The following is a 13,388-nucleotide window of genomic DNA, read 5'->3' on the forward strand; positions in this document are numbered from 1 at the left end:
CATGAAGCTGATAGGCTTTGTATTACAACACGGCCAAAAGTATCGGTTCCGTTCTTGGGGCGTTTTACCCTTGATGAGCCAACCTGATCTTTCGGGTAACAGGAGGGCATATTGACCATGCGCATATTGCCGCTGTTTGCAGCGCTTTTCTGGTGTATGTCTGCAGTGACTGCGGCGGCGATCGAAGTGAAAGCTACGGTGCTGCGGATCGACTATCCGTCGCTTCTGCCAATCTCTCGATATGATCTGAAGCCCGACGATCTGGGCTTTGCCGGTGCCGCGCTTGGGGATGAGGATAACGGCACCACCGGCGGATTTCTGGGGCATACCTATGAAACTGCAACCGTTGCAGTTTCGCCGGAAGAGGCCGACGCCGCGATGGATCAGATCATCGCCGACGGGGTACGCCTGATCGTGCTGATGGCCAAAGCCCCCGAAATTTTGCGCCTGACGGATAAGGCGGCTGAGGCCGGGGTGCTGGTGTTCAATGTGTCGGCACCGGATATCGATTTGCGGGACGTAAACTGTCGCGGCAACCTGCTACATATTGCGCCGTCCCGTGCCATGACAGCCGATGCAGTGGCTCAGTTTGCGGTCTGGAAAAAATGGGGGGATTGGTTCCTGCTGGCCGGTTCAAACCCCGAAGATGTGAAACTGGCAGACGCCTTTCGCCGCGCGGCTACCAAGTTTGGCGCAAAGATTGCCGAGGATCGAATCTTTGCGGATACCGGAGGCTCTCGGCGGACGGATTCCGGTCATGTTCTGGTTCAGCGTCAATTGCCACTGGATACGCAGGACGTGCGAGATCATGACGTGGTGATTGCTGCAGACGAAACCGATTACTTCGGGCGTTACCTGTCTTACCACCTTTGGACCCCGCGCCCGGTGATGGGATCAGGTGGGTTGCGCCCGACGACGTTTCACGGTGCTCATGAGGCATGGGGGGCAACCCAGTTCCAGACCCGTTTCGAGGAACTTACAGGCCGCTATGTTCGGCCCGAGGATTACAACACCTGGCTTGCGCTGCGTGTGATTGGCGAGGCCGTGACCCGTGCCAGCACAGCTGACCCCGATGGAGTGCGTGACTATGCCTTGTCGGACAAATTCGAACTGGCTGCCTTCAAAGGGCAAAAGGTTACGTTCCGCGACTGGAATGGGCAGTTGCGCCAACCGATCCTTCTGTATGACGGATCGATCACCGTCAGCGTCAGCCCGCAAGAGGGGTTTCTGCACCAGGTCTCACCGCTCGATACGCTGGGATTGGATCGGGCGGAATCCAGCTGTCAGGCATTTGAATAACCGGAGGTTTTGATGAAACAACTATTGCTGATCGTTGCTTGTGCTGCGTTGACCTCTGGTCCTGCGATCGCGGGCAAGGCCTTTGTCTCAAACGAACGGAGTAACACCATTACCGTGGTGGATACCGAAACCTGGGAGGTGATCACCGAATTTCCGGGCGGCAACCGCCCGCGTGGCATTACCGTCAGCCCGGACGGCAAGACGCTCTATGTCTGTGCCTCGGACGACAATATCATCCGGGTGTTTGATACCGAGACCTACGAGGAACTGCCCAGTCTGCCCTCTGGTCCGGACCCCGAGCTTTTCATCCTCGAACCATCAGGCAAGCGGCTCTACATCGCCAATGAGGACGACAATCTGGTGACGGTCACAGACACCGAAACCCGCACCATTCTGGCCGAGGTGCCGGTTGGCGTCGAACCCGAAGGCATGGGGATGAGCCCGGACGCAAAATTTGTGGTCAACACCTCTGAAACCACCAATATGGCGCATTTCATCTCCACCGAGGATTACTCCATCAAGCATAACATTCTGGTCGACCAGCGTCCACGTTATGCCCAGTACACCGCCGATGGCAAACGGCTGTTTGTAACGTCGGAAATTGGCGGTACCGTCTCGGTCATGGATATTGCCGAGGACGGAGCGCCCACGGTGGTCGGCAAGATCGGCTTTGAGGTGCCCGGCGTGCAACCGGAATGGCTGCAGCCCGTCGGGGCCAAGGTAACTTCCGACGGCAAGCGTCTGTTTGTTGCTCTAGGGCCTGCAAACCGGGTTGCCGTCGTCGACGCGCAAAGCCTTGAGGTTCAGGACTACATTCTTGTGGGGCAGCGGGTCTGGCAGCTCGATTTCACGCCGGATGAGAAATACCTGCTGACCACAAATGGAAATTCAAACGACATTACAATTATCGATGTAGCGGCGGAAAAGGCGATCAAATCGGTACAGGTCGGTCAACAGCCTTGGGGTGTAGTGACCATTGACTAAAGTTCTGGGAGGGACGGGAATGAAGAAACTTATGATCGCAGCGATGGTCGCGGCGTTCGGTGGACCGGTCTCGGCGGCGCCGCTCTGTGACGATCTGGGATTTGCCGGACTTCTGGCGAAATGCAATCGCGGTGACACCATCAAGCTGACGCTCGCCTCGGGGCAGCCACTGGGCGAGGACGTAGTTCTGCAATCCGGCGCGTATTACAAACTTGAGATCACCGCCGATGGCTCGGCGGAACTGGCGATCGAGGGACCTTCGTTCTTTCGTGCGATCTGGATGAATGAGATCGTGATTAACAAGATCGAAATCCGCCCGATGGCGGTGGATAGCATCGAGTTTGACAAGGCCGGTGTGGCGGAACTGTCGTTTATCGCAATCAAACCTGGCAGCCATGAAATTCGCATCCCCGGTTCCACCGGAGAAACGCAACGCATCACGGTCAGCATTCAATAGAGAAAGGAAAGTATGATGAAAAAGCTTGGGGTTTTGTTGATTGCTGGACTTATCGTGGCACCGGCTTTCGCCGACGAAATTGACGCGGCAACCGTCGAAAAGATCGAGGCCTATCTTGCATCCATCGAATGCCAGATGGACCCGGACGATATCGAGGTTGAAGATGACGTTTACGATCTGGACGACGTCATCTGTAAGGGTGGCAACCAGTTCGACATTAAGTTGGACAAGGACCTGAAAGAAGTGAGCCGCAAGGCGGAATAGCGGGTTGTAGCCATGATGAAACTGCTTGCAGCATGTCTTTCGCTGACCTTCACGGCGGGCGCTCTGGCCGCCGATACTTTGCCGACCATTCGCGCAGCGGTGCTCAAGATCGGGACAGTGAACTGGGAGCTGGAGACTATTCGCCAGAATGGTCTGGACAAGAAACATGGCTTCATTCTTGATGTTCAACCTTTTGCCGACAATGGCGCGACCCGCATCGCTGTTGAAGGTGACGAAGCTGATCTGGCCGTCGCTGACTGGATCTGGGTTGCCCGCCAAAGGGCTGCTGGCAAGCATTATGTCTTCATCCCTTATTCCAAAGCCGTCGGTGGGGTTGTTGTACCTGCTGACAGCCCGGCGACCAGTTTGAAGGATTTGGCAGGTGGCAAGATCGGCATTGCCGGCGGACCGTTGGACAAATCCTGGCTTATCCTGCGCGCCTATGCAGCGCAGGAATATGGGATGGATCTGAAAACCGAGACCGAGCAGGTGTTCGGTGCACCGCCACTGATCTTTAAGTCCGCTCTCGGGGGAGATTATGCGGGGGCAATCAATTTCTGGCACTTTCTGGCCAAGATGAAAGCTACAGGTATGAAAGAGCTGATCTCGGTGGAAGACGCCGGGCAGGCGCTTGGTCTTGATACAAATACGCCGCTGCTGGGCTATTACCTGAAAGAGAGTTTTCTGACTGAAAATCCAGATATTGCGCAAAACCTGTTCGCCGCCAGCCGAGAAGCCAAGGATCTGTTGGCCAATTCTCCTGAGGCGTGGGAGGCGATCCGCCCTCGTATGAACGCCAAGTCCGACGCGCAATTTGAACAGCTCAAATCCGATTGGATCGCCGGGATTCCTGATCGCAGCCCAGTCGACGCGGAAGCCGCAAACAAGATGCTGGAACTGATGGCCGAGTTGGGTGGGGCCGAGCTGGTGGGTGAAGCAACAACAGTACCACAAGGTCTGTTTGCAGACGTGGAATAGGAAGTGATGCAAGACACGCGCCTCACACCGCTTTTGTCCATTGCGGGCCTCGTGGCGTTGTGGATTGTTGCGGCCTCTCTGACAGCAGATCCGCAAGTTCTGCCACAGCCCTGGGACTTGATCCCACGTTTTAAACAGGAACTGGTATCGGGCGAATTGCCGCGCAGCCTTGGTGTGACTTTGGTGCGCGTGATCTGGGCTTTCGCATTGGCAATGACCTTGGGAACGATCATTGGGCTGTCCATGGGGCGTTCGGATGCGCTGAACCGCTGGCTCGACCCGTGGTTGGTCATTTTCCTGAACCTGCCCGCGTTGGTATTGATCGTGCTGTGCTATCTCTGGATCGGATTGACCGAGGCAGCGGCAATCACAGCCGTGACATTGAACAAAATTCCCAATGTCGCGACGATCCTGCGCGAAGGCGGCAGAGCGCTGAGCCCGGATTTGGACGCGATGGCCCAAGTTTACCAGCTGCCGAGGCAAACGCGACTGCGACATGTGATCCTGCCGCAGCTGACCCCATTTATCGCCGCTGCTGCAAGGTCGGGGCTTTCCCTGATCTGGAAGGTCGTGCTTGTGGTCGAATTTCTGGGGCGTTCATCTGGTGTTGGATTTCAAATCCACTTGTATTTTCAGCTGTTTGATGTGGCGATGGTGCTTGTCTATGCGTTTTCCTTCATTGCGGTCATGCTGATCGTCGAATGGCTGGTTTTGCAACCATGGGAGCGTAAGGCACGGCGGTGGAGAGCTGTATGATCCGCATTGACATCCGACAGAAACGCTTTGGCAACGATGTCGTCTTGGGACCCGTCTCCTTTGATATCGCTGCGGGGGAAACGATCGCGCTGACCGGACCATCGGGTATCGGCAAGACCACTCTGCTCCGGTTGGTGGCCGGTATTGATCCCGACTTTGACGGCCAAATCGTACGGCCGGATCGGCTGGCGATTGTGTTTCAAGAACCCACCTTGCTGCCCTGGCGTTCCGCTTCTGATAATCTGATCCTGGTCCACCCGAGCTTGTCTCGCGCTGATGTTGAGGCCGCTCTGACAGACGTCGGTTTGGACGGAAAGGGGAATTTGTTTCCCGGTCAACTGTCCCTGGGTCAGCAGCGCCGCTTGTCGCTGGCGCGCGCCTTTGCCGGGCAGCCCGAGTTTTTGATTATGGACGAGCCTTTTGTGTCTCTGGACGCCGAAACAGCCGAAACGATGCTGACCCTGACCGAGGATCTGATCGCGCAGCATGGCCCGGCCACCCTGTTCGTGACCCACTCCCAATCCGAAGCACAACGTCTTTCCAATCGGATACTCAACCTGATATCCGGGCGGGACGGGGCCGTTTTGGGTTAGGGTTTACTCCGCAGGCTCGGTTGCTGCTCCGGGTGAATGGCGATAGACGAAAGGTGCGTCCGCTTTGGCGGCATGTTCGTTCGCCTGATCCTGCAATGCCTGATGATGGGGCGACTTGATGCAAACAGGATCGGTGGCGCTTGCGTCTCCGACAATGGCCATGGCCTGACAGCGGCAGCCACCGAAATCTATGGTTTTTCGCTCGCAGGATTTGCAGGGGTCTGCCATCCAGTCCGTCCCGCGATATGCATTGAACGCAGAGCTGTTGTACCAGATATCCGCAAGCGCTTTGTCCTGTACCCGATCAAATGTCAGATGCGGAATGGATTGCGCCGCATGGCAGGGCAAAACCTGACCATCCGGTGCCACGTTCAGCCCGGTGTTACCCCAACCACCCATACATCGCTTGGGATAGTCATCATGATAGTCCGCCGGGACATAATCGATAACCAACTGTCCTTTCAGGTCTCTTCGCGCCTCGGTTACCAGCTTCGTCACTTGCTGCGCCTGTTCCCGCGTGGGCATCAAAGCATCCCGGTTCTTCAAAGCCCAGCCGTGGAACTGCACCGTTGCAACCTCAATTCGTCGTGCGCCCATCTCTTGTGCCAGTTCCAGCGCGCGTGGCAGTTGGTGCGCATTGTGGCAGTGCAGGACAAAGTTCAGGGTCAGCGGGAACCCGATGTGTTTGATCCATTCGATCGTTTGCATCTTTCGGTCAAACCCGCCCCGGTAACCGCCCACCTTATCCGCCATCACCGCGTCAGTGCCTTGAAGAGACAGCTGGATATGGTCTAGACCGGCCTCATCCAATTCATTCAGGCGACGTTCGGACAGGCCGATCGCTGAAGTGATCAGGTTGGTATACAGCCCGGCCTCACGCGCGGATTTGACCAACGCAACCAGATCGCGGCGAGACGCGGGTTCGCCACCAGAAAGGTGCAATTGCAACACACCAAGAGCAGCGGCTTCTTGGAAAACACGTGCCCAAGTCTCGGTATCCAACTCGCTGTCGAGCTTCGCCATTTCGACTGGATTGGAGCAATAGGGGCAGGATAGCGGGCAACGATGTGTCAACTCGGCCAGCATGGCGATTGGGGGTGGGGCTTTCGCTTGCATCAAATCACATCCAGAAAACGCCGCGCCCGCAGGGCATCCAGAAAACCCGAACTGTCTTCGGCGATTTGATCATTCGGGGCGTTGTATTTTTCCGACAATATCGCTGTGATTTGGTCAAAACTGCGCTGGCCGTCGACTTCAGCCAAAATCGCATGTCCAACCTGATCCAACGTCACGGCCCTTTCTGGTGCCAATAAAACCCATTTATCCCGTACGGAATCGAAATGGATGCGCACACCACGCGGGAGCAATGGGATCTCCTGCGCCAGCATCACGATGCCCGCCGCATCAGAAGACCTGTGTCCGGTTTCCAGGCTCCCGGTGGAGTGCGGGCGGGCTCGACATAGGCACCCCACAGGGCATCCAGTTGTGACCACAGAACATCTGTCTTGAAAATTAGAGCCTTGGCCGCAGCATCCTGCTTTTCAGCAGTATCCGAATGATCCAATACCCACGCCAGACCAAAAGCCACGTCTTTCGGGGCTTCTTTTAGGCGATTGCGGAAATAGGACAAGGATCTGTCGTCCGCAAAATCGTAGTGTTGAAGCAGACCCGCAATCCTGCTGGCGTGAATTTTCGGCGCAAAAAGTTCCGTAAGCGAAGCCGCAACGGCCTCAAGCAGCGTCTTTTCGCGGACAAATCGCACATAGGCATCCACCGCGAATTTGGTGGCAGGCAAGACGCCCTCGCACGAGGCGACGTAGTCCGGATCAAGCCCGACCGCCTCGGCCAGCCGCAACCAGCGCCTGATGCCCCCCTCGTTCTCATCGGTGCCGTCATGATCTTCAATCCGTGACCGCCAGGCGCGGCGTAGGGCCGAATCTTCGACCCGAGACATGAAGGCGGCGTCTTTCATCGGGATGGAATGCTGGTAATAATACCGGTTGATCACCCAGGCGCGGACTTCATCGGGGGTACATTGACCGCCGTGCAGGCGATGATGAAAGGGGTGCAGGTCGTGATAGCGCTCGGCCCCGATCTGGCGCAGCCGGTCCTCAAAATCGTCGCGACTTTGGGTCATAGCGTGATCTCCATTCCATCCCGACCTATCGTCCAGCCTTTGGCGCACGCCTGCGCATTCTCGGCACTGTTCGGGCGCAGAACCGGGTTGGTGTTGTTCATATGGACGAACACCTTGCGTCCGATCTGCATATCAGCAAAGCCAGCAATCGAGCCTTCGGGACCGTCCATCGACATATGCCCCATACGTTTGCCTGTTTTCTGACCCAGGCCGGTCCGCACCATCTCATCATCCTGCCAAAGCGTGCCATCAAAAAATAAGAGGTCGGCCCCATCAAGCTGCGCGCGTAGTTCTGGCGTCAATGCAGCGCAGCCCGGGATGTAATAAGCCGACTTTCCTTGCGTGTGCAGCGCTACCCCAACGGTCTGTTCGCCGACCAGATCCGTTTGGACATGTTCCCCTTCCAGATACAGAGGCACTTTTCCGGGCACTGGAAACAGGGTCGCAGTGAGGTTTGTAACCAGTTCAAAGGGCTCATTCAGCAAGATCGGCCTGCGTTTCACGACTGAGGCGTTCAGGGCATCGAAAATCGGGTTTTCTGCAATCACGTCATGAATGCTGTTGGTGGCAAACAACGTGAAGGGCTGCATCTCACGCAACGTGAGCAGGCCGGCCACATGGTCGATATCCCCGTTTGTCACCAGCACTGATTGAACCGGCATCTCTCGCAACCCTGTAGGAAACAGGAGGGGTGTATTGCCCAGTTGTATGCGAATATCCGGAGAAGCGTTCAGAATGGCCCAGTTCTGGCCATCGGGGGACACGGCGAGCGACGATTGCGTTTGCGCGGGAATTTCTCCGCGTCGTGCAAGATTGCAGTTTTCGCAACCGCAGTTCCATTGCGGAAGGCCGCCTCCAGCAGCGGCCCCAAGTATTATTGCGCGCAACGTCATCTAGTGTTGGCGCTTGCGGCTGATCAGATCAGGCCGCCACCACGCTCATCATCATGATCGGGGCCGTACATATTGATTTCCATGCCGCACTCGATTTCGCGGATAACAGGTTTGCTCCAAGCCATATCGGGGTCCTCCTCCTAAGATGTGCTTGCAATCAATGTGGCAGGTCTCATGCGCCCGTGCGACTCTTAATTCATAAGAAGGAATTAGACTTTGGTCGGTACTCAGGTGTCATCCAACAACGGAGCAACCCCTTGAAGGCAAAAGCCTTGATTGCGTATCGTTATGATTTCAAAACCAAAATCATCGGATACTAACTTTTTGCGCAGATAGCCTATGTAGACATCGACCACATTTTCGTTACTGGATCTCTCCTGCGACCAAAGCGTGTCAAACAGCTCACCGCGTGATATCGGAGATCCGGCTTTGCTGTTGAGCAGCATGAGCAGATCGAACTCGCGTTCAGTCAGCGCGATGCTAGTCTCTCCGATGGCCAGGGTTCGGTCTTGCGCCGATATCCGGGCAGGATCCGGGCGTTGCGAGAGCACCCGTTGTTCCTGCACCTGTAGCCGGGCGACAAGTTCGTCAAAGCTGAAGGGCTTCACGACATAGTCGTCAGCTCCGGCCTCAAGCCCGGCGGCGCGATGATCGACGTCAGAGAGGGCCGACAACATCAGGATAGGAATCGCGACACCAGCCGTGCGCGCAGCCCGAACCAGTTCGATACCACTGTCTGCGCCCAGCATCACATCAACAATCGCACCCGAGAATTTACCGCTCTTCAATCGCTCCAGCCCTTGATCAGCGCGGTTTTCCGCTTCGGCTGAGTAGCCGTGCAGTGACAGGCCTCGCACAAGTGCCGAAGCAATTTTTGGGTCGTCATCAATGATCAGCAATCTTGAAGCCATGGGATCACACTAAGTCTCTGCCAACGGCAATCGAATGCCGACATTTGTACCGGCACTTGTGCCCAAGGCGCGTTCACGCGGGACTGGGCTGTCTATCGAGATCGATCCTTTATGCGCCTCGACGACCCATTTGGCCAAGGCCAGCCCGACGCCAAATCCCTGACTGTTTGTTGCTCCGCTCTGAACAAACCGTTCAAATATCTGATCTTGGGCACTCTCGGGAATACCTGGCCCGTTGTCGGTTATCTGTATCTGAACATTCCCGTCCGCTGATTGACCAGAAATCGACATTGCTTTGCCATCGCGTGCGTGCCGGATCGCATTGCGCAAAAGGCTGAGTAGAACCTGACGCATCCAGCTTGGATCGCAATGTAATGTACAATCCGAGAATTCGCCCGCTTCTAACCGCATGCTGGCGCTGTCGATTTCGGGCTGAATGTCATTCACAACTGTTTGCATTAACGCGCGCAGAGCAATATCGCGCAGTTCTAAAGCCAGTTCTCCGCTTTCAGACCGCGCAACACGCAGTAAATCGTCGATGCGCTGGTTCAGTTTTGCAGCACTGGTTTCGATCGTCGCCAAAGCCTCTGGCGCGGTCTGGTTGTCCCGTTGACCAATCTGGGACTCCATCATGATTACCGTCAGCGGTGTGCGTAATTCGTGGCTGATATCAGCAAAAAAGCGGCGGCGGTTTTCATCAATCCTGGACAAAGTATCGTTCGCCGCGCTGAGTTCCCGTGTCCGCTGAGCAATCGTCTCATTCAACTGGGCCCATTCTGCCTCAACCTCATCCTGACGCTGCTTCAACGCGGCTGCCATGCGGTTGGTCTCGCCATACAATTGGCCGATCTCGTCGTTGCGAGTTTCTGGCAGCGAAATAGCAAAGTCGGATTTGCCGACCTGAACTGCCGCGTTTCGCAGCCGGTCCAGACGAGAGAATTGTGGTCGCACCAACCCAAAGTAAAACCATGCCGTGCTGAGCAAAGCAAATAGCGCAAGCGCCATTGCGACCCAGGTCAGCGTCAGGCGGGTCCGTTCGATCCCGGCCAATATCGCGTTTCGAAACAACACCTCTGTATTCACGGCCTGGCTGAGCAAGGGGTCAAATGCCGATGCAAACGAGTCGATATGAGCGCGCAATCGTGCCTGATCAGCCTCTGTATCAGCAAGCCCGTCCAGCGTATTGGCCAGCAGCGCTTCCATCCTAGCCAGACCCAGGGATTGGGTTCCGTACCGGGATTGTTCGTCCAGCCCAAGCGACTGAACGGCGGTTACGGCTTCCTCCACATCGGATCGAAGTTGCAGAAAAGTTGTCCCGATCTGATTCTGGATCGGGGACAGTCGATCCAATCGGGTTTCGACGGATTGACCAGTCTGGATCGACTCGGTTGCGATCACAAGAAATGTGGCGGCCTGGGTCGACAAAGTGGCATAGCGCGCCATCCGGGTTTCTGAGGCCAACGCGGTCTCCAGACGGTTGGCGACGGTTTGCATCCCGAAATAGAGGATGGCCGCCGTCAATAATGTGCCTGACCCAAGCACAACCGCCCCAAGACCTAATCGGGTTTTGAGAAGCAGGCTGCGTTTCGTGGTTTCGGGCTGGGTCGTCATGATTTCCGCTTCATCAGACCACGTGCCGGATCATATCCCCATACGGCAATCGTGCACAAAACGACCGTGGACCCAAGAACCCAGATTAAGGCCCCCCAATTGATCTGCAGGTAAAGCAGGAACCTGATCAACTCGACAACATGCGTGAAGGGATTGAAGGCACAGATATCGCGCAGCAAGGGAGAGCTCTCGGCCATTTTCCACAAGGGGTAGAGGGCCGAGGACAGAAAGAACATCGGGAAGATGACAAAGTTCATCACTCCGGCGAAATTCTCCAGTTGTTTGATGAAACTGGACAGCACCAGACCCAGCGCACCCAACATCAAACCACCCAGAAGCAAACCGGGCAGCACTGCAATATAGCCCGGCAGGGGCAGGACAATACCGAACAGCGCTGCCAGTGCCAGAAACGTATAGACTTGAAGGATTGAAATTGCCGTTGATCCCAGCAGGCGGCAGAACAACAGCCACCAGCGCGGGAACGAGCTAGTCAGCAACAGGCGCATCGAACCCATCTCGCGGTCATAAACAAGGCTGAGCGAGCTTTGCATCCCATTAAACAACAGAACCATCGCGCACAGACCCGGTACGATGTAGGTCTCATATGTGATGTAGGTCTGATAGGGAGGGATAATCGACAGGCCAAGCGCCGCGCGAAACCCTGCTGCGAAGATCAATAGCCACACCATTGGCCGGACCAGAGCCGCAAGAAACCGTTCGCGTTGATGGATGAACCGTAGAAACTCGCGCCCGATAATGGCACGTGCGACACCCCAGAACCCGCTCATGCCGGGACCTCGGTTTGGGACAGGAACCAATCGGACAGCGTTTGATCACCTCGTAGGTCGCTTGTCTGTCCACGGGCCAGAATCTGACCGCGATGCAGCACGAGCAACTGGTCATCGTCGCGCACTTCATCGGTGAGGTGCGTGGCCCAAAGAACACAAAGTCCTTGCGTGGCCAGGTCGTGCACATGGTCGGTGATCGCCTGCCGCGCTGCGGCATCAAGCCCGACGGTTGGCTCGTCTAATAGCAGCACTGACGGGTCATGCAGAAGGGCGCGCGCCAACTCCATGCGGCGGCGATGACCTCCATTCAAATCACGCACCCGTTCTCCGGCACGTTCCCGCATGTTCAACCGGTCCAGCGCCGCGTCGATCCGCGCAGGAACCTCTGAGCGCGGCAAACCGTGCAGGGCGGCGAAATAGGTCATGTTCTGATATACGGTCAGACCCAGATCCAGAGTTGGTTGCTGAAAGACCACGCCAAGTTTGCCCAGGGCCTTGCGGGGGGCTTGGCGCAGGTTGCAACCCGCAACACTAATTTCGCCGTCTGGTGCCACAAGCAATCGTGTCAACAGTGATACCAGAGTCGATTTTCCAGCCCCGTTCGGGCCGAGCAGTCCGCAGAAAGTTCCTGCTGATATCTCGAAAGAAACTGTATCCAAAGCCGCTTTGGTGCCATAGTGAAAGCTTAACTCGAGTACGGCGAGACCGGGATTGGCTTCTGCCGATTGCCGCGTGTTTGACATTCTTCCTCCGTCCCGAGCCGTAGGGCTTGACCGCAGCTTGCAATGTCGGCTCGCGTTTCTCAACCTTCCTGTCTGAGGTGTGACCGCGACTTAAGTATGTGAAGGGTCACGGATATGTTATGTATCCGTACAGTGGTGACGCAGTAACATCGGCGTCAGACTAATGAGAAAGGGCCGCAATGTCCTTAAATCGGCGCGATGCACTGCAGGTGAGCCTTGGGGCATTGTTATGCCTTGCTTTGCCCGTACGCGCGCAGGATTTGGTGGCTTTGCCGAACGTCGCGACGCTCGAAGAACTGATCGCCAGTTTTGCCGGTAACGCGCCAACTGCGGACAGCGGTGTCTCCATTGATATGGAAGCAATTGCAGAGGATGGCTATCGCGTACCGGTAACCATTGACGCTCCCTCGGCAGAGGAGGTCATGTTAATCGCGCCCGGCAATCCGGTTCTGCCAGTTCTCAGGGTTCGGTTTGGGGTTCTGGCTGGTGCGCACTCTATTTCAACCCGCATGCGACTGGGACAATCCCAAGAGATATTAGCCCTCGCGCGGCTGCCAGACCGCAGTGTTCACCGTGGTACACGGGCGACTTTGGTCGTCGTAGGCGGTTGCGCATGACAGAGGAGTTGTGACATGGCTACAGGCGTCAAAACCCGCGTCAAGCTCCCCAAACAGGCCCGCGCTGGCGAGGTGGTCACGATCAAGACCCTGATCACCCACCGTATGGAATCCGGCAATCGTCTTAATTCCAATGGCCTGCCTATCCCCCGGTCGATCATTCATCGTTTTCGGTGTGAATTCGAAGGTGAACTGGTCATCGAACTCGACATCGGCCCCGGCATTTCGACAAATCCGTTTTTTGAGTTTCAGGCGATTGTTCCGGGGCCCGGGGTTTTTACTTTCAGTTGGTTTGACGATGACGGTGCGATCTACACCGACAGCCGCGCGATCTCGGTCGTTTCATGATGCCGGCGG

The 13,388-nt window shown here is 56.3% G+C and carries 18 protein-coding genes; 9 read left to right on the top strand and 9 right to left on the bottom strand.

Annotation, left to right across the window (positions count from 1 at the left end; all coding sequences use genetic code 11):
• Positions 1-117 precede the first annotated feature (117 nt).
• The 7 genes from Q0816_RS20250 to Q0816_RS20280 are packed head-to-tail and all read left to right on the top strand — an operon-like array spanning position 118 to position 5,331.
• Positions 118-1,299 carry an ABC transporter substrate-binding protein gene (locus Q0816_RS20250; protein ID WP_298854154.1) on the top strand — a complete coding sequence of 394 codons (1,182 nt, stop codon included), beginning with the start codon at positions 118-120 and terminating at the stop codon, positions 1,297-1,299.
• Positions 1,300-1,311: 12 nt separating this feature from the next.
• Positions 1,312-2,283, top strand: coding sequence for a YVTN family beta-propeller repeat protein (locus Q0816_RS20255; RefSeq protein WP_298854055.1), 972 nt, complete (start codon positions 1,312-1,314; stop codon positions 2,281-2,283).
• Positions 2,284-2,302: 19 nt separating this feature from the next.
• Positions 2,303-2,740 (top strand): hypothetical protein, encoded by a 438-nt coding sequence (locus Q0816_RS20260; protein WP_298854057.1) that lies wholly within the window; start codon positions 2,303-2,305, stop codon positions 2,738-2,740.
• A gap of 15 nt (positions 2,741-2,755) precedes the next feature.
• Positions 2,756-3,004 (top strand): PepSY domain-containing protein, encoded by a 249-nt coding sequence (locus Q0816_RS20265; protein ID WP_298854059.1) that lies wholly within the window; start codon positions 2,756-2,758, stop codon positions 3,002-3,004.
• A 12-nt stretch (positions 3,005-3,016) separates the two neighbouring features.
• Positions 3,017-3,982: an ABC transporter substrate-binding protein gene (locus Q0816_RS20270; protein ID WP_298854061.1), complete on the top strand. Its 966-nt coding sequence runs from the start codon at positions 3,017-3,019 to the stop codon at positions 3,980-3,982.
• A gap of 6 nt (positions 3,983-3,988) precedes the next feature.
• Positions 3,989-4,738: an ABC transporter permease gene (locus tag Q0816_RS20275; RefSeq protein WP_298854063.1), complete on the top strand. Its 750-nt coding sequence runs from the start codon at positions 3,989-3,991 to the stop codon at positions 4,736-4,738.
• Complete coding sequence (locus tag Q0816_RS20280) at positions 4,735-5,331, top strand: ABC transporter ATP-binding protein (RefSeq protein ID WP_298854065.1); 597 nt, start codon at positions 4,735-4,737, stop codon at positions 5,329-5,331. Before Q0816_RS20275 ends, Q0816_RS20280 begins: the two co-directional genes overlap by 4 nt.
• A 3-nt stretch (positions 5,332-5,334) precedes the next feature.
• On the opposite strand, the gene pqqE is transcribed toward Q0816_RS20280, so the two are convergent.
• From pqqE to Q0816_RS20325, 9 genes are all read right to left on the bottom strand, one after another.
• On the bottom strand, positions 5,335-6,447 hold the full coding sequence (gene pqqE, locus Q0816_RS20285) for a pyrroloquinoline quinone biosynthesis protein PqqE (RefSeq protein WP_298854067.1): 1,113 nt from the start codon (positions 6,445-6,447) through the stop codon (positions 5,335-5,337).
• Positions 6,447-6,719, bottom strand: a complete 273-nt coding sequence (pqqD, locus tag Q0816_RS20290; protein ID WP_298854156.1) for a pyrroloquinoline quinone biosynthesis peptide chaperone PqqD — start codon at positions 6,717-6,719, stop codon at positions 6,447-6,449. The genes pqqE and pqqD overlap by 1 nt, the downstream gene beginning before the upstream one ends.
• On the bottom strand, positions 6,719-7,468 hold the full coding sequence (pqqC, locus tag Q0816_RS20295) for a pyrroloquinoline-quinone synthase PqqC (protein WP_298854069.1): 750 nt from the start codon (positions 7,466-7,468) through the stop codon (positions 6,719-6,721). Before pqqC ends, pqqD begins: the two co-directional genes overlap by 1 nt.
• On the bottom strand, positions 7,465-8,361 hold the full coding sequence (pqqB, locus tag Q0816_RS20300) for a pyrroloquinoline quinone biosynthesis protein PqqB (protein ID WP_298854072.1): 897 nt from the start codon (positions 8,359-8,361) through the stop codon (positions 7,465-7,467). The genes pqqC and pqqB overlap by 4 nt, the downstream gene beginning before the upstream one ends.
• Positions 8,362-8,384: 23 nt before the next feature.
• Positions 8,385-8,486: a pyrroloquinoline quinone precursor peptide PqqA gene (gene pqqA / locus Q0816_RS20305; protein ID WP_085823998.1), complete on the bottom strand. Its 102-nt coding sequence runs from the start codon at positions 8,484-8,486 to the stop codon at positions 8,385-8,387.
• Positions 8,487-8,588: 102 nt separating this feature from the next.
• Positions 8,589-9,272, bottom strand: coding sequence for a response regulator transcription factor (locus tag Q0816_RS20310; protein ID WP_298854079.1), 684 nt, complete (start codon positions 9,270-9,272; stop codon positions 8,589-8,591).
• A 9-nt stretch (positions 9,273-9,281) separates the two neighbouring features.
• Positions 9,282-10,883: a HAMP domain-containing sensor histidine kinase gene (locus tag Q0816_RS20315; protein ID WP_298854081.1), complete on the bottom strand. Its 1,602-nt coding sequence runs from the start codon at positions 10,881-10,883 to the stop codon at positions 9,282-9,284.
• Positions 10,880-11,671: an ABC transporter permease gene (locus Q0816_RS20320; RefSeq protein ID WP_298854083.1), complete on the bottom strand. Its 792-nt coding sequence runs from the start codon at positions 11,669-11,671 to the stop codon at positions 10,880-10,882. The genes Q0816_RS20315 and Q0816_RS20320 overlap by 4 nt, the downstream gene beginning before the upstream one ends.
• A complete protein-coding gene (locus tag Q0816_RS20325; RefSeq protein WP_298854085.1) occupies positions 11,668-12,414 on the bottom strand; it encodes an ABC transporter ATP-binding protein in 747 nt (248 codons plus the stop codon). Before Q0816_RS20325 ends, Q0816_RS20320 begins: the two co-directional genes overlap by 4 nt.
• A gap of 179 nt (positions 12,415-12,593) precedes the next feature.
• Between Q0816_RS20325 and Q0816_RS20330 the strand changes: the two genes are divergently transcribed.
• Both Q0816_RS20330 and soxZ read left to right on the top strand, forming a co-directional pair.
• Positions 12,594-13,031, top strand: coding sequence for a thiosulfate oxidation carrier protein SoxY (locus tag Q0816_RS20330; protein ID WP_298854086.1), 438 nt, complete (start codon positions 12,594-12,596; stop codon positions 13,029-13,031).
• 15 nt (positions 13,032-13,046) lie between these two features.
• Positions 13,047-13,379, top strand: coding sequence for a thiosulfate oxidation carrier complex protein SoxZ (gene soxZ / locus Q0816_RS20335; RefSeq protein ID WP_298854088.1), 333 nt, complete (start codon positions 13,047-13,049; stop codon positions 13,377-13,379).
• Positions 13,380-13,388: the final 9 nt, after the last annotated feature.

Source organism: uncultured Ruegeria sp., from assembly GCF_947497005.1.
Classification (GTDB): domain Bacteria; phylum Pseudomonadota; class Alphaproteobacteria; order Rhodobacterales; family Rhodobacteraceae; genus Ruegeria.